Source organism: Sphingopyxis sp. EU05-FHT14B03 (assembly GCF_058790875.1).
This window is the reverse complement of the sequence record NZ_JBYTDC010000002.1, coordinates 1117871-1143827: the sequence shown is the minus strand read 5'-3', so window position 1 is coordinate 1143827 and position 25957 is coordinate 1117871. Positions and strand designations below refer to the sequence as shown.

The window sequence follows — 25957 nt, the reverse complement described above, 5'->3', positions numbered from 1 at the left end:
GCGAGTCCTTGTGACGCGCCATAGCCAAACCACCGTGTTTCCAGTCGAATCCATCTATGATGCCGCCACCGACGAGCGGATGTTTCCCGATCTGCTGCGGCGGATCGGTGATCATTTTGGCGCGCAGGCGGGGTTCCTCGGCTGGATGGGCGGCACCCGCACCGCGGGTTTCCAGGCCGAATATGGCAACGACCCCGCTTTCCTGAAAAGCTATGTCGAAACCTATGCGGCGCTCGATATCCTGCGCCCGGCGTTGATGGAGACGCCCGAGGGGGAACCGCGACCCGCTTATCCGCTGCTGCAATCGGCCGAGGTACGCGAGAGCCGCTTCTACCGCGAATATATCGCGCCGCAGCACATCGTCGACAATCTCGCGGTCAATCTGATCAAGCGCGACGACATGTTCGCGACGATCGCGATCCTGCGGACCGGCGATGTCGCGCCCTTTTCGGTAGAGGACGTGGCCACCATGCGTGGGCTGGTGCCGCATCTGCGCCGCGCGGTGATCCTGTCGAGCCACCGCATCCGTCAGGCCGACCTGATGGCGGCGTATCGCGAGGCGGCACAGGGTGCGCGCGATGGATTGGTGTTGCTCGGTGACGACGGACAGATTCTCGACCTCGGACCCGAAATCGAACGGATGACCGGCTTCGCGTCGATCGAGGCGGCGCGCCGGTCGGCGTTCGCACGGGCGCTCGCGCGCGCTGCTGACGCAGGAACGCCCATCCTGCGCGAATTCGACTTCGGCAACCGCAAGCTTCGGCTGCTACTCGCTTCGCAGCCACTCTCGCGCAACCGCTACGGCGACGTCAGCGAAGGCGGCGGCGCCGCGCATGCGGTCAGCGTGACCGAAGTCGATCGCCGCTGGGGCTTTGCTTATGGCGCGATGGCGGAGGCGCACGGGCTGACCGGCGGCGAGGCGAGGGTGCTCGAAGATGTGCTGACCAACGGCGAGATGATCGGAACGGCGCAGCGGCTGGGCGTCGCGCGCGCCACCGCACGCAGCCATCTCCACAAAATCTATGCCAAGACGGGCACCTCGGGTTTTCCCGACCTCTGCCTGTTCGCGCACCGCTTCATCGTCGCCGCGCGCTGACATCTAAACAGATGGTGGATGCCGGCCCCGGCCGCGCATGATAGCCCCGCCCGATCCTTGGCGTCCGCCAGCGCAGGAAGGGATGGGTGGCATCATGATCTCGTTCGGGGCGCTCCCGTGCAGCGCGGCCCACCGATGACGGCGGGTAGCAAGGTCTTGCCCGATCGCATCGACGGCTGGAAATCGATCGGAGCGCATTTCGGGCGCGACCGGACGACCGCGATCCGCTGGGCACGCGAACGCGATCTGCCGGTCCATCGTATCCCGGGCGGCAAGACCGCGACCGTCTATGCGCTCCGCCAAGAGCTCGATCTGTGGGCCCAGGGAGGAACAAGCGAGCCCGCGCTTGCGGCGCCGCCTCGCCGCCGCTGGAAAGCGATCGCGGCCGCGCTGGTCGGACTCGGCGTCATCGGCGGGGGTTGGTTCGCGGTGCCGTGGGTCGTGCCGTCGGCGCCTGCGGAAACCAGGACGGCGCTCGCGCTGCCCGGCGATCCGGCGGTCGCCGATTTGTTCCTGAAAGGCCGCGACCTGCTCGCCGATCGCGAGGCGGCGGCGATCGAAAAGGCGATCGACCTGCTGCGCGACGTGACGCGCCGCGACCCCGGCTATGGCCCGGGCTACGCCGCGCTGGCAGAGGCGCTGTTGCTGTCGCGCGAATTCGGCACGCGCAGCGACCGGCAGGCCTTCCCCGAAGCCCGAGCCGCGGCGGGCGACGCGCTGCGTCTGTCGCCGTCGCAGGCGTCGGCGCATCGCGTCAACGGCTTCATCGCTTATTGGCGCGACCGCGATTTCCCCGCCGCGCGCCGCTATTTCGAAAAAGCGATCGCGCTCGCGCCTGGCGACGCCGGCGGCCATTTCTGGTTCGGTAACATTCTCGCCGATCATGGCGAGAGTGCCGAGGCGCTGACCCATTTGCGGCAGGCGCAGACGATGATGCCCGGATCGGTGCCGATTCAGACCGACCTCGCCTGGGCCTTGTGGTCGGCGGGTGAGCGCGACGAGGCCGTGGCGACGCTCAACGACCTTGCACGCCGTCACCCCGATTTTGCGGTGATCCACGATTGCCTCGCCGTGATCCATCTCGCCGACGGCGATTATCCCGCCTATGTCCGGGCGCAGGCGCAGGTCGCCGAGCTTCGCCAGAACGACACGCTGCGCTTGCGCACGACGGCGCTTTCGCAGGCCTTGAGCGCCGGGTCAGGCAGCGCGCAAAAATTGCTGCTCGAATATGCCCAAGCCGATTTGGCGAGCGGCGAAAGCCGGACCGCGGCATGGACCGCCTTCGTGGCATCGGCCGCCCGCGACCGCGCCAGCCTGCTCGCCGTTCTTCGCGCGGCCGAGGCGCGGCACGAAAAATGGGGCGATGCCGGCCTGATCCGTGCGATGCGGAGCAAATGGGCAGGGGACGCGCAGGTCGAAACCCTTCTGATCCGGCTGGGCGCCGGATAATTTTCTTGGCCTCGGCTTCGCCGCGCGCTTAGCTTCGGTCGGTCGGGGCAGATGGTCCTGCGGGCAAGCGGGGCGACGATGCGCTATTTTCTCGATACCGAGTTCAACGGCTTTTGCGGCGAGCTGATTTCGATCGCGCTTGTGCCCGAGGATGCTGGCCTGCCGCCTTTCTATGAGGCGATCTCGGTCGAGGATCCGACCCCTTGGGTGCGCGATAATGCGCTTCCCGTGCTCGAAACCCGCCCGCGCAGCCGCAAGGAGGTGACCGACCTGTTCGCCGCCTATCTGATGGACGATCCGGCGCCGCTGCTCGTCGCCGACTGGCCCGAGGATATCGCGCTCGCGGCGCGGCTGCTCATTACCGGGCCGGGCTATATGAAGCCGGTGCGCAGCCTGCGCTTCGAGCTTGTCGATCCCGACATCATCGGGCCGATGGTTCCGAGCGCGGTGCCGCACAATGCCTATTATGACGCGGTCGCGTTGCGGACGACGATGCTGGCGTGGGAAGCGCGGATGGCGGGCTAACGCTCAGCCGAGGCTGGGTTCGAAATGGGCGACCATGTCGAACATATCGCCACGAAACACCTGCCGCACCGTCGTGACCGCGGCATCGCCGCGCCAGGTGCTGCGTTCGAGGATCAGGCAGGCGGTGTGTTCGGCGATGCCCAGCGCGCGTGCCTCTTCGGCTGAGGCCCCCGCCGCCTGGATGCGATGCCGCGCCGAGGTCCAGGGGATATGCGCGAGCAACCAGGTTCCGGGCGCCACATCGTCGAAGCTTTCGGTTGCCGCGTCGGGCACCGTCTCGATTGCGATCGAGCGGGTTTCGAACGCGAGGGCCGTGTCGCCTTCATGATGCAGACCCTCGATCAGAAGCTCCGAACCCATTCTCTTCCGCGATAGAAGCTGCCAGCGATAGACATGGCCGCGCGCTTCGATCAGTTGTGCGAGGTCGGGGACTTCGAGCACCGCCGAATGGACATGCTGGTCGGCGACGAACGAGCCCGCCTTGCGCCGCCGTTCGATCAGGCCTGCACGGTGCAGGGCCGCCATCGCCTTGCTGACCGTGGCGCGCGAACAGCCGTGCAGCGCCGCGAGATCATGCTCGGACAGCAGGCGGTCGCCGGGGCGCAGTGCTCCCGAGCGGATATCGCCCTCGATCGCGGCGCGGATGCGGGCGTCGAAACTCATGCGAGCAGCGCGGCGACCACGCCGCGATAGCGCGCGGCGATCGCGTTGCGGGCGACATGGCGCCCACCCTCGACCCATTTTTGTCCGGCGCGCCAGACGCAGTCGATCATGTTGCCGCGCGCCGCGAAGACCCAGCGATCGAGGATCGTCCGAGCATCGGCGCCCGCGAAGACCGGATCGGCGGCGGCGAGGGTGAAGAGATCGGCGGGCTGTCCGGCGGCGAGGCCGGTGCCCGATCCCGTCGCACGGGCGCCACCCGCGAGCGCTTCGCCGAACAGACGCTCGCCGATCGACGGCACCGCCTCGTTGCCGAGCATCGCGCGGCGGCGGTCGCGGAGCCGCTGGCTATATTCGAGCGCGCGAAGTTCGCCCGCCGCGTCGATCAATATGTTGGAGTCGGTGCCGATGCCGATATGCCCGCCCGCCGCCAGATAGCGGGTCGCGGGAAAAATGCCGTCGCCGAGGTTCGCCTCGGTCACCGGACACAGGCCCGCCACCGCACCGCTCGCCGCGAGGCGGTCGCATTCGTCGTCGGTCAGATGCGTGGCGTGAACGAGGCACCAGCGCGCATCGACATCGGCATGGTTGAGCAGCCATTCGACGGGGCGCTGGCCGCTCCATGCGATCGACGCTTCGACCTCGCGCAGCTGTTCGGCGGCGTGGATATGGATTGGGCCGTCGTCGGCGAGCGGCAGGATCGCCGCCAATTCTTCGGCGGTCACCGCGCGCAGCGAATGCGGCGCGATGCCGAACCCGGCATCGGCGGGTAGCTTGGCGCGGCTCGCTTCGACGAGCGTGGCGAAATTGTCGACATCGGACAGAAACCGTCGCTGGCCCGGCGCGGGCGGGGCGCCGCCGAAATCACCATGGGCATAGAAGACGGGGAGGAGGGTGAGGCCGATACCGCTCTCGTCCGCCGCCGCAACCACCGCGCCCGCGGTTTCGGCAGGGTCGGCGTAGCGTCGCCCGTCCGCATCGTTGTGGAGGTAATGGAACTCGGCGACGCGGGTGAAACCGCTTTCCATCATCTCGACAAAGGCCAGCGCGTTGATCGCCGCGATGCTGTCGGGGGTGAGCCGGTCGAGAAAGCGGTACATGATCTCGCGCCAGCTCCAGAAATCATCGTCGGGCGCCCCGCGAAATTCGGAGAGGCCGGCCATGCCGCGCTGGAAGCCATGGCAGTGGAGGTTGGCGAGGCCGGGGAGGGCGACGGCGTGGCGTTCGTCACCGGGCTGCGCCGCGACGCCGGTCGCGACGGCGACGATGCGTCCCGCATCGACCGCGATGCGCACGTCCGGCGCCCAGCCATCGGGCAGCAGAGCCTGTTCGAACCAGAGTGATGTCATCGCCATGCTCCCTCATGTTGGATTATTATGTCTAGACATAATGGCGATGGCGAGCAAGAATGAACTATGGATCGACTCTGGACCAATGCCCGAATCGCGACGCTGACCGGCGACGGTCTGGGGCTGATCGAGCGGGGCGCGATTGCTGTCCGCGACGGACGGATCGCCTGGGTCGGCGACGCCGGGGATGCGCCTAACGCGGTGGACATCGTCGATTGCGAAGGGCGGCTGATCACTCCGGGGCTGATCGATTGTCACACGCACCTGGTCCACGGCGGCAGCCGCGCCAATGAATGGGCGATGCGCCTCGAAGGCGCGACCTACGAGGAAATCGCGCGCGCGGGCGGCGGCATCGTATCGACGATGCGCGCGACGCGGGCGATGGACGGGGCGGCGCTGGTCGAGAGCGCCCTGCCGCGGCTCGACGCACTGATCGCCGAGGGGGTGACGACGATCGAGATCAAGTCGGGCTATGGCCTCACCCTCGACGATGAGATCAAGATGCTGCGCGCGGCGCGGGCGCTGAGCAAGGTGCGGGACGTCCGAGTCGCCGCGACCTTGCTCGCGGCGCACGCGGTGCCGCCTGAGTATAAGGGCAACGCGGACGCCTATGTCGACCTGGTCTGCGAGCAGATCATTCCGGGATCGGTCGGACTGGCCGATGCGGTCGATGGCTTCTGCGAAGGTATCGGCTTTTCGCCCGAGCAGATCGCGCGTGTATTCGACGCCGCGCAAGCCGCAGGCCTGCCGGTCAAACTCCATGCCGAACAATTGTCGCACCTCGCGGGCGCCAGCCTCGCCGCCTCCTATCGCGCGCTTTCGGCCGATCATCTTGAGCATATCGACGAAGCCGATATTGCGGCGATGGCCGGTGCGGGAACCGTCGCAGTGCTGTTGCCCGGCGCCTATTATTTCATGCGCGAGACCCGGAAACCACCGGTCGCTGGGCTGCGCGACGCTGGGGTGCCGATCGCGCTCGCCACCGACTGCAACCCCGGCACCTCGCCGACGACCTCGCTGTTGCTGATGCTCAACATGGGCGCCACCTTGTTCGGCCTGTCGGTTGGCGAATGTCTGCGCGCGGTGACAATCAACGCCGCCAGGGCGCTCGGCTTGCAACGCGAAATCGGCACGCTCGAATCCGGCAAGGCCGCCGACCTCGCGATCTGGAATATCACCGAACCCGCCGAGCTCGTTTACCGCATCGGCTTCAACCCGCTTCACGCACGTATCAAGGACGGACAATGCAACTGAACCCCGGATCGGTCAGCTTCGCTGAATGGCGCGAGGTCTATCAGGGCGGACCCGTTCGCCTGTCGCCCGATTGCCGTCCTGCCATCGCCGAAAGCGCCGCCTCGGTCGAACGCATCCTCGCGCGCGGCGAAGCCGTTTATGGGATCAACACCGGTTTCGGCAAACTCGCGGCCGTCCGCATCGAGAGCGCCGACCTCGAAACGCTCCAGCGCAATATCGTGCTCAGTCACGCCGCCGGTGTCGGCGCGCCGATGCCGGTGCCGATCGCGCGGTTGATGATGGCGCTCAAGCTTGCCAGCCTCGCGCGCGGCGCGTCGGGTGTGCGTCCGGCAACGATCGCGATGCTCGAGGCGATGCTTGAAAAGGACCTGATCCCGGTCGTCCCCGCGCAGGGCTCGGTCGGCGCCTCGGGCGACCTGGCGCCGCTGTCGCATATGGCGGCGGCGATGATCGGAGAGGGCGAAATCTTCGTTGATGGCGCACGCGTTCCGGCCGCTGTGGCGCTCGCCGATGTCGGACTCGATCCGCTGGTCCTCGGTCCCAAGGAAGGCCTTGCGCTCCTCAACGGCACGCAATTCTCGACCGCCTATGCGCTGGCGGGATTGTTCGAGGCCGAGCGACTGTACCGCAGCGCGCTCGTCACCGGAATCCTCTCGACCGAGGCCGCCAAGGGATCGGACACGCCCTTCGATCCACGCATCCACGCGCTGCGCGGGCATCGCGGGCAGATCGAGACCGCCGAGGCGCTCGCCGCGCTGATGGAGGGTTCCGAAATCCGCGCGAGCCATATCCACGGCGACGTTCGTGTGCAGGACCCCTATTGCCTGCGTTGCCAGCCGCAGGTGATGGGCGCGGTGCTCGACCTGTTGCGGCAGGCGGCGACGACCTTGCTCATCGAAGCGAACGGCGTATCGGACAATCCGCTCATCTTCCCCGATACCGACGAAGCGCTGTCGGGCGGCAATTTTCACGCCGAACCTGTCGCCTTCGCCGCCGACATGATCGCGCTGGCGCTGTGCGAGATCGGCAGCCTGTCCGAACGGCGCACCGCGATGCTTGTCGATCCCGCACTTTCGGGGCTGCCCGCCTTCCTCGTCGCGAGGCCCGGTCTCAATTCGGGCTTCATGATCCCGCAGGTCACCGCGGCGGCTTTGGTGTCCGAGAACAAGCAGCGCGCCTATCCGGCAAGTGTCGATTCGATCCCGACCTCGGCGAACCAGGAGGATCATGTGTCGATGGCGGCGCACGGTGCGCGGCGGCTGATCGAGATGGCGGCGAATGTCGACGCGGTGCTGGCGATCGAATTGCTTGCGGCGGGGCAGGGGTGCGATTTCCACGGCGGCCTGAAATCGAGCGTCGCCGTCGAGCGCGTTCGCGCCGCGCTGCGCGCCGAAGTGCCGACGCTCGACGAAGATCGCCATATGGCGCCTGACATCGCGTCGGCGCAGGAGATGGTCCGCACCGGCAAGCTCGTCGATCTCGTCGGGGACCTGCCCGGCCTCGTCGTATGAGATGGCTGCGCGTCGAGCGCGGCGACGCGCCGCTCGTGATCGCCTTCCCGCACGGCGGCACCGATCTCGCGGGCTTCGACGACCAGTTCGTTTCGCCTTGGCACGCGCAGATCGACACCGACTGGTGGATTGCCGATCTCTACGCCTTCGCCGCCGACCTCGGCGCGACCCTGATCGCGACCGATGTTTCCCGCAGCGTGATCGACATGAACCGCGATCCGTCGGGCGCGTCGCTCTATCCGGGGCAGGCGACCACCGAGCTGTGCCCGACGACCACCTTTGACGGCGAGCCGCTCTACCGCTTCGGTCAACCGGACGAAGCCGAGATCATGCAGCGGCTCAACCTCTATCACCGCCCCTATCATGAGACGCTGGCCGCCGAACTCGAGCGGTTGAGAGCGGCGCATGGCCGGGTCGTCCTCTACGACGCGCATTCGATCCGCAGCCATGTCCCGCGCCTGTTCGACGGCGAGCTGCCGCAGTTCAACATCGGCACCAACGGCGGCGCGGCTTGCGCCCCCGAACTCGAGACCGTCGTCGCCAATATCTGCGCCGCGAGCGGCCACAGCCATGTCGTCAACGGGCGCTTCAAGGGCGGCTGGACGACGCGCCACTATGGCCGACCGGACGACGGCGTGCATGCGATCCAGATGGAGCTGGCGCAGCGCGGCTATATGGCCGAGCCCGATGCAATCACGCCCGTCAACTGGCCATCACCGCTCGACCCCGGCCCCGCGATCCGGCCCGTGCTGGAGCAAGTGATCGCCGCAACCCTCGATTTTGCGAAAGGACGTTCATGACCCGTCTCGACAACAGCCGCGTGATCCGCCCGGCGACCGGCCCCGAGATCAGCGCCAAGAGCTGGCTCACCGAGGCGCCGCTGCGCATGCTGATGAACAATCTCCATCCCGATGTCGCCGAGGCACCGCACGAGCTCGTCGTCTATGGCGGTATCGGCCGCGCCGCGCGCGACTGGGAAAGCTATGACCGGATCGTCGAGGCATTGCGTCGCCTGAACGACGACGAGACGCTGCTTATCCAGTCGGGCAAGCCCGTCGGCGTGTTTCGCACCCACGAAAATGCCCCGCGTGTGCTGCTCGCCAATTCGAACCTCGTCCCCGAATGGGCGAATTGGGAGCATTTCCACGAGCTCGATAAAAAGGGCCTGATGATGTACGGCCAGATGACCGCCGGCAGCTGGATCTACATCGGCAGCCAGGGCATCGTGCAGGGCACCTACGAAACCTTCGTCGAGATGGGCCGCCAGCATTATGGCGGCAGTCTCGAGGGCCGCTGGCTGCTCACCGCCGGGCTTGGCGGCATGGGCGGCGCGCAGCCGCTCGCTGCAGTGATGGCGGGCGCGTCCTGCCTCGCGATCGAATGCCAGCCGAGCCGCATCGAGATGCGCCTGCGCACCGGCTATCTCGACAAGCAGGCGGCGAGCATCGACGAGGCGATCGCGATGATCGAGGCAGCCCATGCCGAGGGCAAGCCGGTCTCGGTGGGCCTGCTCGGCAACGCCGCTGAAATCCTGCCCGAAATGGTCCGCCGCGACATCCGCCCCGACCTGCTCACCGACCAGACCTCGGCGCACGATCCGGTCAACGGCTATCTGCCCGCCGGCTGGAGCCTCGACGAATGGTTCGCCAAGCGCGAGAGCGATCCCGCTTCGGTTGCGAAGGCGGCCAAGGCCTCGATGGCGGTGCATGTGCAAGCGATGCTCGACCTGCAGGCGGCGGGCGTGCCGACAACCGACTATGGCAACAACATCCGCCAGGTGGCGAAGGACGAGGGGGTGGAGAATGCCTTCGACTTTCCGGGCTTCGTCCCCGCCTATGTCCGGCCGCTTTTCTGCCGCGGCATCGGTCCGTTCCGCTGGGTGGCGCTGTCGGGCGATCCGGAGGATATCTACAAGACCGACGCCAAGGTGAAGGAACTGCTTCCCGACAATACCCACCTCCACAACTGGCTCGACATGGCGCGCGAGAAGATTCAGTTTCAGGGTTTGCCGGCGCGCATCTGCTGGGTTGGCCTGGGCGACCGCCACCGGCTCGGCCTCGCGTTCAACGAAATGGTCGCGTCGGGCGAACTCAAGGCGCCGGTCGTGATCGGCCGCGATCATCTCGATTCGGGATCGGTCGCCAGCCCGAACCGCGAGACCGAGGCGATGAAGGATGGCTCAGACGCCGTGTCCGACTGGCCCCTGCTCAACGCGCTCCTGAACACCGCGAGCGGCGCGACCTGGGTGTCGCTGCACCATGGCGGCGGGGTCGGCATGGGCTATTCGCAGCACAGCGGCATGGTGATCGTCGCCGACGGAACACCCGAAGCGGCGAAGCGACTGGAGCGCGTGCTGTGGAACGACCCCGGTACCGGCGTCATGCGCCATGCCGACGCGGGCTACGACATCGCGATCGACTGCGCGCGCGAGAAGGGACTGGATCTGCCAAGCCTGTGACGGGACTTTGTAACAAAGCATGACGCGCCCGATATGCGGGATTATTTGTTGTAATTGAGAATCGTTCTCGATAGTGGCGGCGCAACGCCTCCTTTCAGAACGATTTCATGCACGCACCCTCTCCCTCGCGCCCGGCCACCAAGAAGAGCCGCAAGACCTTCTGGTTGAAGCAGCTGCATATGTGGCATTGGATGAGCTCGGCGATCAGCCTGATCGGGCTGGTATTGTTCGCGGTCACCGGTTTCACGCTGAACCATGCCGCCGACATCGAGGGGTCGCCCGTTGTCACCGAAAAGACAGCGCAGATTCCGCCGACGCTGCTCGCGCAATTGGCCCAGACCGACCCCGCCGATGCCAAGGGACCGCTCCCCAAGCCCGTCGCCGCATGGGTCGAGGCGAATTTCCCGGTCAAGGCCGGCGAGGCCGAATGGGCGCCCGAGAACGTCTATCTGCCCGCACCGCGGCCTGGTGGAGACGCCTGGGTCGACATCGATCGGGCGACCGGCGAAGTCACCGGAGAGGTCACCGACCGCGGCTGGATTTCCTATCTCAACGATCTTCACAAGGGCCGCAATTCGGGCGGCGAGTGGAGCCTGTTCATCGATATCTTCGCTTTCGCCTGCCTGGTCTTCGGGATCACCGGCCTGTTCCTGCTGTGGCTTCATTCGGCCAAGCGCAAGAGCACCTGGCCGCTCGTCGGCGCCGGGCTCGCGATCCCGGCCGCCATCGCCATCGTCTTCATTCACTAGGGAGTTTGTCCATGCAGCCAGCCACGCGTACGATCCTGATCGGGGGAACGCTGAGCGCCGCACTCGCCGTGCCGGTGCTCGCCGCCGCGCCCGCGACGATGGACGTCACTATTACCATTCCGCAGCTCAAGGTTGCCGAATATCACAAGCCCTATGTCGCCTTCTGGGTCGAGAAAGCAGGCGCCCCGGCGAAGACCGTCGCGGTCTGGTACGACCATGACATGAAGGCGAACGAAGGCACCAAATGGCTGCGCGACGTGCGCCAGTGGTGGCGTGCCTCGGGCCGCTCGATGACATTTCCAGCCAACGGCATTACCGGCGCGACGCGTGCGCCGGGCACTCACAAGATCAGCTTCAGCCGCGCCCAGCTCGGCGCGCTCGCGGCGGGCGAATATGTGCTCGTCGTTGAGGCGGCACGCGAAGTCGGCGGCCGCGAATTGCTGCGTATTCCCTTCACCTGGCCGGGCAAGGCCGGGGCCGGCGGACGCGCCGCGGGCAAGACCGAACTGGGGACCGTTTCGGTCGCCTTCCGCTGACATATCGAAAGGGCAGGACGATGAAAAAGCAGCTTTGGGGTTTTGCGGCGGGCGCCATGCTCGCGGCGATGATCGCGGTTCCGGCAAGCGCGCACCGCCAGTGGATGATGCCGTCGTCGACGGTGCTGTCAGGCGACGACGTTTGGGTGACGGTCGACGCCGCGGTGTCGAACGATCTTTTCTATTTCGAGCATCAGCCGATGCGCCTCGACGCATTGAAGGCCTGGGCGCCCGACGGCAGCGAAGCGACGATCGAGAACAAGGCCACCGGCCGCTATCGCAGCACTTTCGATGTCCACCTGACGCAAAAGGGCACCTGGCGGATCGCCTCGGTCGTCGACGGCGTGATGGGCAGCTATGACCTGAACGGCAAGACCGAGCGCCTGCCGCGCGGCACGACGACCGCCAACCTCGCCGAAAGGAGCCCTGCGGGCGCGACCAATGTGCGCACCGCCGAATCGAACAACCGCAACGAAATCTTCGTGACGGTCGGCGAGCCGACGACGACGCTGTTCAAGCCGACCGGCAAGGGCATCGAGCTGGTTCCTGTGACACATCCGAACGACCTGATCGCGGGCGAAGCCTTTACCTTTCAGTTCCTGCTCGACGGCAAGCCGACCGCCGACCTGCCGGTCACCGTCATCCCGGGCGGCATCCGCTATCGCGACCAGCTCGGCCAGATCGACACCAGGACGGGTGCCGATGGCAAGGTCGAGCTGACACTCCCCGAAGCCGGCATGTACTGGGTGAATGTCACCACGCCGCAGGTCGAGGGTGAGGGCGAAGGTCCGCCGCCCGCCGATGCGCCGCCGCGCCGCCGCGCGAGCTATGTCACGACGCTGGAAGTGCTGGCGCCCTGACCGATCGCATCCTGATCCCCCGCGCGCTCACGCCCGCCGCTTTTGCCGGGCGCGACGCCGGGGCGATCGTCGAAACCTTCGCCGGCGAGACGATGGGGACCAGCTGGTCCCTGCAAGCCGTGGCGCCGCCCGCCGGGACGGGTGGGGGTGTCCAGGCCGCGCTCGACCGCGTCGTGGCGCAGATGAGCCAATGGCAAGCGGGTTCCGACCTTTCGCGCTTCAACCGCGCGCCGCCGGGTGAATGGCACAGCATTCCGGCCGAATTCGCCGAGGTCGTGGCCGCAGGCATCGACATCGGAATCGCTAGCGAGGGCGCTTTCAGTCTCGCGATGGGTGAACTCAGCGAGGCTTGGGGCTTCGGTGCCGCCGGACCCGTCGACACGCTTCCCGACATCATGGCGCCGCGCGACGGGGGTATCGATCTCGACCGTGATACACGGCGCATCCGTCGTAGCGAAGGCGCGCTGCTCGACCTGTCGGGCATCGCCAAGGGCTATGGCGTAGACCTTGCCGCCGATTGGTTGCTCGCCAACGGGGTACGCCATTTCCTGATCGAGGTTGGGGGAGAGTTGCGCGGCGAGGGGATTCGCCCCGACGGCCAGCCCTGGTGGGTCGATGTCGAACTGCCGCCGTCATGGGCCGGCGCGGGATGGCGCATCGCGCTCCACGACCTGTCGATCGCGACCTCGGGCGACTATCGCCGCGGGCTCGCGGTCGATGGCCAGCATTATTCGCACAGCTTCGACCCACGCACCGGTCGTCCGATCGCCAATGGTGTGCGGTCGGTGACGGTCGTGCATCGCCGTTGCATGATGGCCGACGGCTGGGCGACGGCGCTGACCGTGCTCGGTGCCGATGCGGCGATCGCGCTCGCCGACGAAAAGGAACTCGCCGCCTGTGTGCTGGCGAACGGGCGCGAATATGTATCGCGCGTGTGGGCCGCGATGCTCGACTAGCTGTCGGCCCAGCGCCGCAGCAGATTGTGATAAAGTCCGGTCAGTTCGATCACCGACCGGTCGGCTCCGCCCAACTGTCCGGTCAGCCGCTGTACCGATTGATCGAGATCCCACAGCATCCGCCGCGCCCCGGCGTCGCGCACCATCGACTGGAGCCAGAAGAAGGACGCCACGCGGGTGCCGCGCGTGACGGGCGTGACATGGTGCAGGCTCGACGACGGATAGACGACCGCGTGGCCGGCCGGCAGCTTGACCTGCTGTGAACCGAAAACATCCTCGATGGTGAGGACACCACCGTCATAAGCGTCAGGATCTTCGAGGAAGAGCGTCACCGACAGGTCGCTGCGCAAACGGAAGTCGGACCCGCGCTGGATGCGGATCGCATTGTCGACATGGGTGCCGAATGTCTGACCCTCGCCATAACGATTGAACAGCGGCGGATAGACTTTGAGCGGCAGCGCGGCTGAAAAGAACAAGGGGGAATTGCCCAGCGCCTTCAGGATGATCGCTGCGGCTTCGCGGGCCGCCGGACTGCCTTCTGCGAGCTGTTCGTTCTTCTTTGCCAGTGCCGATTGAGGGCCGGAGGTTGCATTTCCGTCGATCCAGTCCGCCGCATCGATGATCGCGCGGACGGCGGCGACGCCCTCGGCATCGAGAAGATTGGGGACGGAAATCATCATGGCCGGGTCCCTGAATCGCGTGGCGCGGGATAAGATGGATAAACGCTGCTGCCACAGCGGGGGTGGACAATCAAATCGTCGCGTCGCCGCCGGACTGGTTGCGGTTCAGTGCGGCGATGCCTTCCGATCGCAACCGTTCATCGCCCGATGCGGATAGCCATGCCTCCGCCTTGGTGATGAAGGCCGGTGTCGCGTTTTCTCCTACGCGCGCCAGCCACAGCAGTGCCTCATCGACGTCCCCGGCGCAGGCCAACATCCGGGCGTGATTGAACCGCCCGCGAAAATCCCCGCCTTCGGCCGCACGGCGATAATGATAGGCGGCGACCGCCATGTCGCGGTCGACGACCCAGCCATCCTCATAAAAGCTGCCGACGAAGTTGATCGCCTTGGCGTTGCCCATCGCCGCCGCCTTCCGGAACAGCGCCAGCGCAGCCGGCTTGTCCTCGGCCACGCCCTGACCCAGCGCGAGCAGGGTGGCGTAATTATACAGGCCCCAGTCCAGCCCCTTGTCGGCGGCGATCCTGAACCATTCGGCGGCGCGCGCCTTGTCGATCGCAACGCCCCAGCCAAGGTCGTAACAACGGCCGATCATGTTGATCGCCATCGCATGGCCCTGTTCGGCGGCCTTGTGGAACCAGCCGATCGCCGCGCGCTGATCCTGCGCGATGCCACTGCCGTCGAGCAGCATCTGGCCGTAGAGCGCCTGTGCGTCGGCGAAACCGGCCTCGGCGGCCAGCTTTATGACGGCGGGCCGCTCGACATTGTCGGGGGAAAGCAGCGCGGACAGTTCGTCCGCACTCATCGCTTTCAGCCTTTCAATGTCGAGCGTCGTCATCGGATCGGCTTAGTATTTGAAGTTCAGCGTCGCAATCGCCGAACGGCCCGGAGCGATGCTGGCATAGTGCGCCGTATATGCCTGGTTGAAATAGATCTTGTTGGTCAGGTTGTTGACGTTCACCGACAGGTCCAGCTGATCGTTGATCTTGTAGCCGACCCGCGCATCGAAGCGCCAGTAGCCGGGAATCGTGCGATAGACGACCTTGGTCGCCGGGTTCACGGTCACGACGCCCGCCGCATTTTGTGTCGCCGAACGATTGTCCGAATATCCGCCGAAGACGCGGCTGGTGTAGAAGGCGCCGCCACCGATCGTCAGGCCTTTGGTGGGTTCGACATTGCTCCAGATGGTGAAGCTGTGCTTTGCGGTCTGCGGGAACTGCTTGCCGTTGTTGACCGAAGGAACCAGCACGGTCTTTGCAGCCTGTCCGGGAACGGCTGCGGCCGTCAACGCGGTAAAGCCGCCATCGACAATCTCCGCATCCAGATAGGAATAGCCGCCGAAGGCGGTCCAGCCCGGAATGATCGTGCCGTTGAAGCCGAGTTCGATACCCTTGATCTTGCGTTCGCCGATGAACTGGACGGTGTTGTTTTCACCGGTCACGCGGGCATTTTGGGTTTCCGTCTGGAAGGCTGCGGCCGTGAGTGATAGCCGCGAGCCGAACAGGTCGGCCTTGGCCCCGAATTCATAGGATTTCGTCTTCTCGACCTTGAGCGAGTTCAGCAGATCGACGGCCGCCTGGGTGTTCGTGGTCCCAAGGCTGTTCCCTTCCTGACCTTCGCCCAGCAAGCTGTTCGGCGGGGTCGCCGATGTCGCATAGGAGGCATAGAGGCTCACGTTCGCGACGGGCTTGTAGATTACGCCCGCCTGGTAGTTGACGATGTCGTCCTTGCGGCTGAGCGAGAAGGTGCTCGTTGCCGTGGCGGCCTGGCCCGGCGTCACTTTCGATTTGAAGCTGTCGAACCGAAGGCCGAGGTTCACGATCAGCGCGTCGCCGATCGCCATCGAGTCGAAGGCATAGACCGACTTGGTGGTGCCGTCGTTACGGGTTTCCTGGATCGGCAGCGTCTTCGTGATCGGCCCGATATCGGTGTACAGGCCGTTGGCATAATTCACCCACGGATCATTGGGATTCGGGTTGAAAAGACTGGTGCAGTTGAACGTCGCGACCTGCACATTGTTGCAAGCTGCGGCGTTTACCGGCGGATTCGCGACCGGAGTCGCGAAATTGCGGGTCGTCACGTTGAAGCTGCCGCGGCGCGCCTTTTCCCACGACAGTTCGAGGCCGGTGGCAAAGCTGTGCTCGATCCCGCCCGTGCTGAACTTGCCGTAGAGGTCGGTCTGGTTGGTCAGGCTGTCGGTATAGCCATAGCGCGAGTTGGCACGGCGCCACACATAGCCGCCGCCGGCGGTGATGTTCGCGGGCGTCGATGCTGCGGCGTTGCCGAACACATTGCCCTGCTGATCGTCGGGCTGCGTGTAGATATAGGCCTGTGTATTGTGGTTGTAGCGCGACGTGTTGCGGAACTTGATGCCGTTGCCGAAATCATGATCGAAACGCAGCGTCAGCTGGTCGGTCTTGCTCTCGCGGAAATCGCGGTTGATCAGTCCGTAGAAGGTGTCGCGCGCGACGGTGCCCGTGGTGCCGTCGCGCGTCGTGCCGGTACCGATCAGCGGTTCGGAAAAGACGACGTCGCCAAGCGGCGCGTTGCCGATGGTGTAGAAATACGGAATGCCGCTGTCGGGAAGCTCGTCGGTATCGAGGTGGTAATAGGAGGCCGTCAGCTTCGTCGGACCTTCGACGCCGATCGTGATCGACGGGGCAACACCCCAGCGCTTCTGGAAGATCGCGTCGCGACCGGCGACATCCTGATCGTGCCACATGCCGTTGATGCGGACCGCGACATTGCTGCCGATGACATAGTTCACGTCGCCGGTCACGCGCTTGTAATTGTCGGTGCCGACCGTGACCGAACCGCCGACGAAATTCTCGTTGCGCGGCATTTTCGACACGATGTTCAGCGAACCGCCGGCGCTGCCGCGCCCGCCCAGCGTCGAGTCCGAACCCCGCACGACCTGAATCTGTTCGACCGCGAATACTTCGCGGCTCTGCGCGCCGATGTCGCGCACGCCGTCGAGATAGGTGCTGCCCTGGCTGTCAAAACCGCGGATGAAGGGGCGGTCGCCGATCGGGTTTCCACCCTCTGCAGCGCCGAAGGTGATGCCGGGAACGGTGCGCAATGCCTCGACCAGCGTGGCCGAGCCGGTTTCCTTGATGACCTGCTTGTCGACTACGACGACCGAGCGCGGGGTGTCGAGCAAGGGAGCGACCGCCTTGGGCGTATCGACCTGCACCTGCTGGCCGTTGACGATGATCGTGTCGCGGTCCTGTTCGCCGTCGGCTGACGAATCGTCGGCCAGATTGGCTGCCATGGCCGGCGCGGTGGCGATGAAGCCGACGCACGACAGTGCGAGAAGCCTCGGGAGAGCCGCTGAATTGTTGGACATTGGAATATTTCCCCTTCGTTGCGAGGGGTCCGCTATTGAGAGTCGTTCGCACTGTCAATCCATATTGATAATCATTCTCATATTCGTTGCGGCTTCTGTTACAATCGGCGCGACGATCAGCGGCCTTCGAGCCACCAGCGCTGGCGCCAGCCATATTCGCTGGCGATCGCATCGCCGCGGGCGTTGGTTGCCGGCCGGAAGCGGAAGCGTTCCTCGATCAGGCCGCACGTGGTCGCGTCGAGCGACGCGTCGCCGCTCGATCGCGTGACGCGGCAACGGGTGACGCGACCACTTGGCTCGATGGTGAAGCGCACCTCGACCTCGCCGCCGATTTTGGCGCGGCGCGCCGCTTTTGGATAATCGCGGTCGGCGATCGTTCCGCTGCGCCACACCGGACGCGTGCCGCCGCCGGTGCCGCTGCCCGATCCGCCCGCGCCGAAGCCGTCGCCGCGCCCACCGGCGCCGCTACCCGGCCCCGCGGCCGGCGCCGCCCCCGCCGACGAGTCGCTGCCGACCCCGGCCTTGGGCGCCGCTGCGACCGGAGGCGGCTTGACGGGCGGGACGATCGGCTTGGGCGCTTCGAGAGGCGCTGGCCTGGCTCGCCGGTTGGCGGCCGAAGCCTCACCGGCGGGCGCGTTCGACGGCTTGCTGTCGGGAACCGCCTGCGTTTCCGGCGGGGGAACGGGCAGGGCGAAGGCGTGGATCGCCTCGCTCGCCCGGCGCACCACGGCCAGATCGAGTCCGCTGACCAGCCCGATTCCGACGGCGAGCGCCACGGCCAGCGCAGCGCCGCCTGCGATGGCGCGTTGCCGCGCCGGCAATTGCCCCGAATAGGTCATTTCGACGCCCAACCGCGCGCCCATGCGCGCAACCGGCGTCGGTTTAGAGGAAAGTGTCTAGCGTGGACATGAACCGGTCGAACTGGTCGTGGTGCAGCCAGTGGCCGGCGTTTTCGAATTCGATGACCTGCGCGGTCTTGAAATATTGGATGCGCCCGTCCTTTTCGGGGTTCGAGGCCCAGCTGTCGGCACCGTAGAGAAGCAGCGTCGGGCAGGTTATATTCGCCCACAGCTTGTGCAACTCCTCCTGCGGCATGTCGAAGATCGTCCAGATGTTCAGATAATTGTCGAACTTCCAGCTCCAACTGCCGTCCTCGTTGCGGCTCGCGCCCTGGATCGTCAGGTGGCGCGCCTGTTCCTCGGTCAGATAGGCATTTTCGGCCATCATCCGCGCCAGCGCCTCGTCGAGCGTGGCATAGCGCTTGGGCTGGCGCCCCGCCGCCTGGCGCTTGTCGGCGATCCACTGGCGCATCCGTTCGTCGAACGGGGTCTTGGTGCGCTCCTCCTGCACCGCCGGGGAGGGGCCGAGGCCTTCGATCGACACGAGCTTCCTGACTTTGTCGGGATAGAGTCCGGTGTAGCGTGTCGAGATATTGCCGCCCATCGAATGCGACACGATCGTCACCGGTGCGAGGTCGAGCTGGTGGATCAGTTGCGCGAGGTCGTAGACGAAGGCCCCCATCTCGTAGTTGCCGTCGGGTGACCAGGCGCTGTCGCCATGGCCGCGCAGGTCGGGCGCGATGACGTGGTAGCGGTCGCACAATTTCTCGGCGACCCAGTCCCAGCTGCGGCAATGGTCGCGCCCGCCATGGACCAGCAAAAGCGGGGGCGCATCCTGATTGCCCCAATCGGCATAATGCAGCTTCAGCCGCTGCGAGATGAAGCTGTTCGAAGTGGGGCCGCTTGCCATCATTTGATCCTTGCTGTCTTGTCGGGTTTCAAAAGGCCACCGATTCCATTCCGTCAACCCCATGCGGGCGGAATGCGTTCAGGACAGGGAGAGGACGACTATGAGCAGTTTCCGCGATAATCTGTTGGCGGGCAAGACGGCGTTCGTCGCCGGCGGCACCAGCGGCATCAACCTGGGTATCGCCAAACGCTTTGCCCAACTCGGCGCCAAGGTCGCGGTCGCAGGCCGCGACCCCGACAAGGCACAGCGCGCGGCCGGTGAAATCGGCCATGACGCGATCGGCCTGTCGGGCGACGTGCGCGACTATGCGGCGATTCGCGGCGTGATGGAGACCGTCGCCGACAAATTCGGGCCGATGGACATCGTCATTTCGGGCGCAGCGGGCAATTTCCTCGCGCCGGTGCTCGGGATGTCGGCGAACGCCTTCCGTACCGTCGTCGATATCGACCTCAACGGCACCTTCAACGTGTTCCGCGGTTGCCACGATCTGCTCAACCGTCCCGGCGCGTCGCTGATCGCGATCACCGCGGGACAGGCGATCAACGCGTCGGCGCTGCAGGCGCACGCGTGCGCGGCGAAGGCGGGGATCAATCAGCTGATCCGCGTTCTCGCGCTCGAATGGGGCCCCGAGGTGCGGGTGAACGGCATCTCGCCGGGACCGATCGCGGGGACTGAGGGCATGGCGCGGCTCGCGCCCGACGCGGCGTCGCGCCAGTCGCATTTCGACCGCATCGCGATGAAGCGCTGGGGCGAGGTCGAGGAGGTCGCCGAATCGGCGGTGTTCCTGTGCAGCCCGGCTGCGGGCTATATCACCGGGACGATCCTCGACTGCGACGGGGGCAGCCAGATCGGCGACGCGTCGCGCGGCGACCTGGCGCGTGGCATGGCGTAAACCGCGACGAAACTGGAAAGTAAAAACGCCGCCAACCCATTGGGGTGGCGGCGTTTTTAATGGTGGGCGTGGCAAGGATTGAACTTGCGACCCCTGCGATGTCAACACAGTGCTCTACCACTGAGCTACACGCCCATCCCTTGGGGTGACGCGCCCCCTAATAGGCCCCGCACCGCTTGGCAAGCCCTTCGGTGCTGCACGCGTCCTTATTGTTGGTTCGAACGGTCGGCGCGGCCGAACAGATTGTCGACCTCGCGCACCAGATCCTTGAGGTGAAACGGCTTCGACAGCAGCTTCGCCTGCGGCACATTTTCCTCGGCGCGCAGCGAAACCGCGGCGAAACCGGTGATGAACATGACCTGCGTTTGCGGCGCGACCTTCGCGGCGTGCTGCGCGAGTTCGATTCCGTCCATTTCGGGCATGACGATGTCCGACAGGAGCAGGTCGAAGGTGCCCGAATCGATATAGGGAACCGCCTCGGTCCCCCGATCGACCGCGGTGACGTGATAACCGGCGCTGGTCAGCGCCCGCGCGAGATATTCGCGCATTACATCGTCATCTTCGGCCAGCAATATGCGAATCATGCGGATAACAGCCCCCAGGTCCCACGGCGGCGCCTTCACGCGGCGGCACCGTTATATCGAAACCGTCCCATAGCGCCACAAACTTAACAAATTCAGGCGGCGCTGGATTCTCCGCCGGATTTTTGCCACCCCGTGCCGATGACGCGCCGTTTCCTTTCGACCAACGCCGTTTCGGTCACGCGTCCGGACACCGCAGCCACGCCGATCGTGGTGTCGGTGGCGCATGCGGGGCGCATCTATCCGCCCGAACTGCTCGCCGCGGCGCGCGCGACGCGGCTCGAACTCGAACGGCTCGAGGACGGCTGGTCCGACCTGATCGCCGCGCGCGCCGGCGAGGCCGGCGCGTCCGTGGTGCAAGCGTTGTGGGCGCGTGCGGTGGCCGATTGCAATCGCGCTGAAGGACAGATGGCGCCGGGCGAAGTCGCCCCCGCGCTGCGCCCGCAATATTCGGCACCGGGCCGCAAGGAGCGCGCGGGGCTGGGCGTCGTGCCGACGCGGCTCGCCGATGTCGGGCCTTTATGGAAAAAGCCGATCGACCGGGCGGCGCTCGCGTGGCGGCTCGATTCGCTGCATCGCCCCTTTCACGAGGCGCTCGCCGACGCGCTGGAGGGCGCGCGCCGGCGCCATGACCACGCGATATTGATCGACCTGCACAGCATGCCGTCGATCCCGGTGGGGCAGGCGGGGCACGGCGCGCGGATCGTCATCGGCGACCGATTCGGCGATACGGCCGACGGTTGGCTGGTCGATACGGTGGTAACGGCCGCCGAGCGGCTGGGCGTTCCGGTGTCGCGCAACCAGCCCTATGCCGGCGGACATATCATTCGCAGCCACGGCCGTCCCGATCGCGGCGTACACGCCGTGCAGATCGAGATCGACCGCAGCCTCTATCTGCGCCGCGACCGGTCGCCCGACGCCGACAAGCTGGGTCCGTTAAGCGACTGGTTTTACGGGTTGTTGGGCGATGTGGCGCGGGCCTGGCCGGGCGCCGTGGCACTGCCCCAAGCTGCCGAATAACGACTGCCCAATAAAAAACCACCTCGTACCGGAGTACGAGGTGGCCAGGGTCCAGGGAGGACGCGCCCGCACCTTTCGGTGGGACACTGCGCCGCGATGGAAAGGGGGAAAACCACAGCGGCGTAACACCAATCTAGGGTGTCTGCCGTCAGGTTACAAGGGGGTGATGATTGCAAAAGAAACTGGTCGGGGAGAGAGGATTCGAACCTCCGGCCCCTGCCTCCCGAAGACAGTGCTCTACCAGGCTGAGCTACTCCCCGACCGATCTTTGCGGACGGCCTGGGGCCGCCGCGAAGGCAGAGCGGTCCCCTAGACGTGCATCTTGCGAACTTCAAGCGCCAATCGGCATAGTCGCCACGATTGCGGCAACTAGAGCAATCCGGCACGCCAAAAGCTGAAATGTCCATCGGCGGTAAAGATCATATGGTCCGACAGGGTGACGCCGAGCAGCGTCAGGAAACGCGCGGATTCGCGCGTCGCGGCGAGGTCGGCGTCGCTCGGGCGCGCGATTCCCGACGGATGGTTGTGCGCCATCACGATCTGCGCGGGTTTCGCATCGAGCGCAGCACGCCAGACCTGCGGCGGCACGATACAGCGCCCGGCACGGTCGCTTTCGGCGCGTTCGAGGCACAGCAACCGGTCGAACGCGTCGAATCCGGCGATCAGCAATATTTCGCTGTCGACCGGAAAGCAGGGGCGCAGCAGCAGCCGCGGCAACTCTTCTTCGTCGTCGCGCGGCACAAAGCCGGGCGACGCCGGCTGCGCGCCCGGCGCCTCGATGGTTTCATATCGTGTCATGACGCGCCTTCATGCGCCACCGCCGGGCAAAGCCCAAGGCAGGATTGGCCCGCAATGGAGGATCGGGGGCGAGTCTTGCCGCCTCGTCGCATGAAGCCTAGCAATGACGAGAAGCCGGGAGCGAATCTTGCCTGAGTCCATCCATTATGAACTGCAATATCTCGACCTGATGCGCCGCATCTGGGTCGAGGGCGACGAGCGCGTCGACCGCACCGGCGTCGGCACCCGCTCGCTGTTCGGCGAGACGATGCGTTTCTCGCTTGCGGACGATGCGATCCCGCTGCTGACGACGAAGCGCGTCTATTGGAAAACCGCACTGCGCGAGCTTTTGTGGTTCCTCACCGGCGACACCAATATCCGGTCGCTGGTGACGCAGGGGGTGAAAATCTGGACCGATTGGCCGCTTGAAAAATATCGCAAGGCGACCGGCGACGACATCAACGCCGCCGATTTCGAGGCGCGGATCATCGCGGACGACGACTTCGCCGCGCAATGGGGCGACCTCGGCCCGGTCTATGGCCACCAGTGGGTCAACTGGCCGCGCTACGAGTCGGCGGGTGAGGGGCTGTTCCGCCGTTCGGAGCAGGGGCACAACCAGATCGCGGCGCTCATCGAATCGCTCCGGACCAATCCGGGGTCGCGGCGCCATATCTTCACCGGCTGGAACGTCGCCGATCTCGACCGCATGGCGCTGCCGCCGTGCCATATGACCTATCAGTTTCACGTCCGCAGCGATGGCGGGCTATCGTGCCTGCTCTTCCAGCGCTCGTGCGACCTCGGCCTCGGTTTCGCGTTCAACGTCTTCGAAGCCGCATTGCTGACGCGCATGGTCGCCGAGCAGGCGGGGCTGCACGCGCACGAACTGGTGTGGACCGGGGGCGACGTGCATTTGTATCTCAATCACGCCGACCTGGTCGAACAGCAGATGTCGCGCATTCCCGGCGGGGCGCCGACACTGCGCATCCTTCGCCGGCCTCCGAGCATTTTTGACTATAAATTCGAGGATTTCGCGGTCGAAGCCTATGCCCCGCAAGCGCATATTTCAGCGCCGGTGGCGGTCTGACGCCGGCGTTGCAATCCTGTGGAGACGGTAATAATATGTCGCCACGTTGAAATATAACTAGGTGCGTCGATTCGCGCCAAAAGGGAAGAAGATATGCCCGAGACGCCTCGGATGCCGGCGAGCAACCTGCCGCCGCTGTCGCTCCATATCCCCGAGCCGCGCTATCGTCCGGGCGACACCCCCGACTTCGGCGATATCGCGGTGCCCTCCGTCGATGCGACCCCGCGCCCCAGCGAAGACACCAAGCCCGATGCGATGCGCGAGCTGTGCTACGGCCTCGTCCGCGTGCTCGATTTCGACGGGGTGGCGAAGGGGCCGTGGGATCCGAAGATCGCGCCCGAGCGCCTCCGCGCGATGCTGCGCACCATGATGCTTGTGCGCGCCTTCGACGATCGCATGTTCCGCGCCCAGCGCCAGGGCAAGACCAGCTTCTACATGAAATGTACCGGCGAAGAGGCGACCTCGGTCGCCTCGACCATGGCGCTCGACCGGTCGGACATGTGCTTCCCCAGCTATCGCCAGCAGGGCATATTGATCACGCGCGACTATCCGCTGATCCAGATGATGAACCAGATCTACTCGAACCGCGGCGACCATCTGATGGGCCGCCAGCTGCCGATCATGTATTCCGCACCCGAGCACGGTTTCTTCAGCGTCTCGGGCAATTTGGCGACCCAATATCCGCAGGCGGTGGGCTGGGCGATGGCCTCGGCATCGAAGGGCGACAGCCGGATCGCGACCGTGTGGTGCGGCGAAGGTTCATCGGCCGAGGGCGATTTCCACTCGGCGTTGACTTTTGCGACCGTCTACAACGCGCCGGTGATCTTCAACGTCGTCAACAACCAGTGGGCGATTTCGAGCTTCTCGGGCTTCGCTGGCGGCGAGCGCACGACCTTTGCCGCGCGTGCGGTTGGTTATGGCATTGCCGGGCTGCGCATCGACGGCAATGACCCGCTCGCGGTTTACGCCGCAACGCAATGGGCGGCGGATCGCGCACGCACCAACAATGGCCCGACCTTGATCGAGCATTTCACCTATCGCAGCGAAGGCCACAGCACTTCCGACGACCCGAGCGCCTATCGCCCGTCCGATGAGCCGACGATCTGGCCGTTCGGCGACCCGATCGCGCGGCTGAAGCAGCATCTGATCATTCTCGGCGAATGGGATGAAGACCGTCACGCGGCGCAGCGCACCGAACTCGACGATCTGGTCAAGACGACCCAGAAGCAATCGGAAAAGCTCGGTATTCTTGGCCACGGGATGCATCAGCCGTTCGAGACCATGTTCGAGGACGTGTTTGAGGAGATGCCCTGGCACCTCAAGGAACAATGCGATCAGATGCTCGCCGAGCAAGAGGCCAAATTCGGCCCCAATTGGAAGCCCGAATGATGGCCCCCGAGACTCAAGCGACCACCAAGACCATGAACATGATCGAGGCGATCAACAGCGCCATGGACGTCATGCTCGAACGCGACCCCAACACCGTCGTGATGGGCGAGGACGTCGGCTATTTCGGCGGCGTGTTCCGCGCCACCGCGGGCCTGCAGAAAAAGCATGGCAAGACCCGCGTCTTCGACACCCCGATCAACGAATGCGGCATCATCGGGGTCGCGGTCGGCATGGGCGCCTATGGCCTGCGCCCGGTCCCCGAAATCCAGTTCGCCGATTACATCTATCCGGGGCTCGACCAGTTGGTGAGCGAGGCCGCACGGCTGCGCTATCGCTCGGCGGCCGACTTCATCTGCCCGATGACGGTGCGCACCCCCTTCGGCGGCGGCATCTTCGGTGGTCAGACCCACAGCCAGTCGCCCGAGAGCATCATGACGCATATCTGCGGCGTGAAGACGGTCATCCCGTCGAACCCCTATGATGCCAAGGGCCTGCTGATCGCGGCGATCGAGGATAACGACCCCGTCGTTTTTCTCGAACCCAAGCGCATCTATAACGGCCCGTTCAGTGGCTATTACGACCGCCCGGTCGAGCCTTGGTCGAAGCATGAAGCGAGCGCGGTTCCCGAGGGTCATTACCGCATCGAACTCGGCAAGGCCGCGACGGTTCGCGCCGGCGAAGCGCTGACCATCCTCGTCTATGGCACGATGGTCCATGTCACCAAGACGATCGTCGAGGAGATGGGCGTCGACGCCGAGATCATCGACCTGCGCACGCTGCTGCCGCTCGATATCGGGGCGATCGAGGCGTCGGTGCAAAAGACCGGCCGCTGCCTGATCATCCACGAAGCGACGCGCACCTCGGGCTTCGGTGCCGAGCTCGCTGCGCTCGTCCAGGAACGCTGCTTCTACCATCTCGAGGCGCCGGTCGAACGCGTCACCGGCTTCGACACGCCCTATCCGCACAGCCTCGAATGGGCCTATTTCCCCGGCCCGGTGCGCATCGCGACCGCGCTCACCAAGATTTTGAAGGACTGACG

General features: G+C 65.6%; 25 protein-coding genes and 2 tRNA genes. 16 read left to right on the top strand and 11 right to left on the bottom strand.

Going from position 1 to position 25957, the window contains the following annotated elements; translation table 11 throughout:
• Positions 1–34: 34 nt before the first annotated feature.
• From AC3WS4_RS14605 to AC3WS4_RS14595, 3 genes are all read left to right on the top strand, one after another.
• A complete protein-coding gene (locus tag AC3WS4_RS14605; RefSeq protein ID WP_492742854.1) occupies positions 35–1096 on the top strand; it encodes a helix-turn-helix transcriptional regulator in 1062 nt (353 codons plus the stop codon).
• 135 nt (positions 1097–1231) lie between these two features.
• Positions 1232–2545 carry a tetratricopeptide repeat protein gene (locus AC3WS4_RS14600; protein WP_492739531.1) on the top strand — a complete coding sequence of 438 codons (1314 nt, stop codon included), beginning with the start codon at positions 1232–1234 and terminating at the stop codon, positions 2543–2545.
• A gap of 51 nt (positions 2546–2596) precedes the next feature.
• Positions 2597–3070, top strand: coding sequence for a hypothetical protein (locus tag AC3WS4_RS14595; RefSeq protein WP_492742852.1), 474 nt, complete (start codon positions 2597–2599; stop codon positions 3068–3070).
• A 3-nt stretch (positions 3071–3073) separates the two neighbouring features.
• Here AC3WS4_RS14595 and hutC read toward each other — a convergent pair whose 3' ends face one another.
• Together hutC and AC3WS4_RS14585 are read right to left on the bottom strand one after the other, a co-directional pair.
• Positions 3074–3733 carry a histidine utilization transcriptional repressor HutC gene (gene hutC, locus AC3WS4_RS14590; protein WP_492739533.1) on the bottom strand — a complete coding sequence of 220 codons (660 nt, stop codon included), beginning with the start codon at positions 3731–3733 and terminating at the stop codon, positions 3074–3076.
• Positions 3730–5079, bottom strand: coding sequence for a formimidoylglutamate deiminase (locus AC3WS4_RS14585; protein WP_492739534.1), 1350 nt, complete (start codon positions 5077–5079; stop codon positions 3730–3732). The genes hutC and AC3WS4_RS14585 overlap by 4 nt, the downstream gene beginning before the upstream one ends.
• Positions 5080–5145: 66 nt before the next feature.
• Between AC3WS4_RS14585 and hutI the strand changes: the two genes are divergently transcribed.
• The 8 genes from hutI (at position 5146) to AC3WS4_RS14545 (ending at position 13403) form a co-directional block, all read left to right on the top strand.
• A complete protein-coding gene (gene hutI, locus AC3WS4_RS14580) occupies positions 5146–6333 on the top strand; it encodes an imidazolonepropionase (protein ID WP_492739535.1) in 1188 nt (395 codons plus the stop codon).
• Positions 6324–7844, top strand: a complete 1521-nt coding sequence (hutH, locus tag AC3WS4_RS14575; protein ID WP_492739536.1) for a histidine ammonia-lyase — start codon at positions 6324–6326, stop codon at positions 7842–7844. Before hutI ends, hutH begins: the two co-directional genes overlap by 10 nt.
• Positions 7841–8644, top strand: a complete 804-nt coding sequence (hutG, locus tag AC3WS4_RS14570) for an N-formylglutamate deformylase (RefSeq protein ID WP_492739537.1) — start codon at positions 7841–7843, stop codon at positions 8642–8644. The genes hutH and hutG overlap by 4 nt, the downstream gene beginning before the upstream one ends.
• Positions 8641–10302 (top strand): urocanate hydratase, encoded by a 1662-nt coding sequence (hutU, locus tag AC3WS4_RS14565; RefSeq protein WP_492739538.1) that lies wholly within the window; start codon positions 8641–8643, stop codon positions 10300–10302. Before hutG ends, hutU begins: the two co-directional genes overlap by 4 nt.
• A 107-nt stretch (positions 10303–10409) precedes the next feature.
• Positions 10410–11051 (top strand): PepSY-associated TM helix domain-containing protein, encoded by a 642-nt coding sequence (locus tag AC3WS4_RS14560; protein WP_492739539.1) that lies wholly within the window; start codon positions 10410–10412, stop codon positions 11049–11051.
• 11 nt (positions 11052–11062) lie between these two features.
• A complete protein-coding gene (locus AC3WS4_RS14555; protein WP_187139805.1) occupies positions 11063–11587 on the top strand; it encodes a DUF2271 domain-containing protein in 525 nt (174 codons plus the stop codon).
• Between the two features lie 20 nt (positions 11588–11607).
• Positions 11608–12447 carry a DUF4198 domain-containing protein gene (locus AC3WS4_RS14550; RefSeq protein ID WP_492739540.1) on the top strand — a complete coding sequence of 280 codons (840 nt, stop codon included), beginning with the start codon at positions 11608–11610 and terminating at the stop codon, positions 12445–12447.
• A 92-nt stretch (positions 12448–12539) separates the two neighbouring features.
• Complete coding sequence (locus tag AC3WS4_RS14545; RefSeq protein WP_492739541.1) at positions 12540–13403, top strand: FAD:protein FMN transferase; 864 nt, start codon at positions 12540–12542, stop codon at positions 13401–13403.
• On the opposite strand, the gene AC3WS4_RS14540 is transcribed toward AC3WS4_RS14545, so the two are convergent.
• The 5 genes from AC3WS4_RS14540 to AC3WS4_RS14520 all read right to left on the bottom strand — a co-directional run bounded on the left by AC3WS4_RS14540 (position 13400) and on the right by AC3WS4_RS14520 (position 19178).
• Positions 13400–14083, bottom strand: a complete 684-nt coding sequence (locus tag AC3WS4_RS14540; protein WP_492739542.1) for a Fe2+-dependent dioxygenase — start codon at positions 14081–14083, stop codon at positions 13400–13402. The genes AC3WS4_RS14545 and AC3WS4_RS14540 overlap by 4 nt on opposite strands.
• A 70-nt stretch (positions 14084–14153) precedes the next feature.
• Positions 14154–14918: a tetratricopeptide repeat protein gene (locus AC3WS4_RS14535; RefSeq protein ID WP_492739543.1), complete on the bottom strand. Its 765-nt coding sequence runs from the start codon at positions 14916–14918 to the stop codon at positions 14154–14156.
• Positions 14919–14927: 9 nt separating this feature from the next.
• Positions 14928–17351 (bottom strand): TonB-dependent receptor, encoded by a 2424-nt coding sequence (locus tag AC3WS4_RS14530; protein ID WP_492742850.1) that lies wholly within the window; start codon positions 17349–17351, stop codon positions 14928–14930.
• Positions 17352–17542: 191 nt separating this feature from the next.
• On the bottom strand, positions 17543–18289 hold the full coding sequence (locus AC3WS4_RS14525) for an energy transducer TonB (protein WP_492739545.1): 747 nt from the start codon (positions 18287–18289) through the stop codon (positions 17543–17545).
• Between the two features lie 19 nt (positions 18290–18308).
• Complete coding sequence (locus AC3WS4_RS14520; protein WP_492739546.1) at positions 18309–19178, bottom strand: alpha/beta fold hydrolase; 870 nt, start codon at positions 19176–19178, stop codon at positions 18309–18311.
• A 97-nt stretch (positions 19179–19275) separates the two neighbouring features.
• On the opposite strand from AC3WS4_RS14520, the gene AC3WS4_RS14515 reads away from it, so the two are divergent.
• The gene (locus tag AC3WS4_RS14515; RefSeq protein ID WP_056351238.1) at positions 19276–20067 is read left to right on the top strand and encodes an SDR family oxidoreductase; all 792 of its coding nucleotides are present in this window, start codon (positions 19276–19278) and stop codon (positions 20065–20067) included.
• Between the two features lie 60 nt (positions 20068–20127).
• Here the strand turns inward: AC3WS4_RS14515 and AC3WS4_RS14510 are convergent.
• Both AC3WS4_RS14510 and cpdR read right to left on the bottom strand, forming a co-directional pair.
• A tRNA-Val gene (locus AC3WS4_RS14510) sits at positions 20128–20202 on the bottom strand.
• Between the two features lie 71 nt (positions 20203–20273).
• Positions 20274–20651 carry a cell cycle two-component system response regulator CpdR gene (gene cpdR / locus AC3WS4_RS14505; protein ID WP_056351240.1) on the bottom strand — a complete coding sequence of 126 codons (378 nt, stop codon included), beginning with the start codon at positions 20649–20651 and terminating at the stop codon, positions 20274–20276.
• A gap of 138 nt (positions 20652–20789) precedes the next feature.
• Between cpdR and AC3WS4_RS14500 the strand changes: the two genes are divergently transcribed.
• Positions 20790–21668, top strand: a complete 879-nt coding sequence (locus AC3WS4_RS14500; protein ID WP_492739779.1) for an N-formylglutamate amidohydrolase — start codon at positions 20790–20792, stop codon at positions 21666–21668.
• A gap of 183 nt (positions 21669–21851) precedes the next feature.
• Here the strand turns inward: AC3WS4_RS14500 and AC3WS4_RS14495 are convergent.
• Positions 21852–21928, bottom strand: a tRNA-Pro gene (locus tag AC3WS4_RS14495).
• Between the two features lie 109 nt (positions 21929–22037).
• Complete coding sequence (locus AC3WS4_RS14490; protein ID WP_492739547.1) at positions 22038–22466, bottom strand: JAB domain-containing protein; 429 nt, start codon at positions 22464–22466, stop codon at positions 22038–22040.
• A 103-nt stretch (positions 22467–22569) separates the two neighbouring features.
• Here AC3WS4_RS14490 and thyA point away from each other — a divergent pair, with 103 nt between their 5' ends.
• From thyA to AC3WS4_RS14475, 3 genes are all read left to right on the top strand, one after another.
• On the top strand, positions 22570–23529 hold the full coding sequence (thyA, locus tag AC3WS4_RS14485; RefSeq protein ID WP_492739548.1) for a thymidylate synthase: 960 nt from the start codon (positions 22570–22572) through the stop codon (positions 23527–23529).
• A 93-nt stretch (positions 23530–23622) separates the two neighbouring features.
• Complete coding sequence (locus tag AC3WS4_RS14480) at positions 23623–24918, top strand: thiamine pyrophosphate-dependent enzyme (protein WP_056351246.1); 1296 nt, start codon at positions 23623–23625, stop codon at positions 24916–24918.
• A gap of 32 nt (positions 24919–24950) precedes the next feature.
• Complete coding sequence (locus AC3WS4_RS14475; protein WP_492742849.1) at positions 24951–25955, top strand: alpha-ketoacid dehydrogenase subunit beta; 1005 nt, start codon at positions 24951–24953, stop codon at positions 25953–25955.
• Positions 25956–25957: the final 2 nt, after the last annotated feature.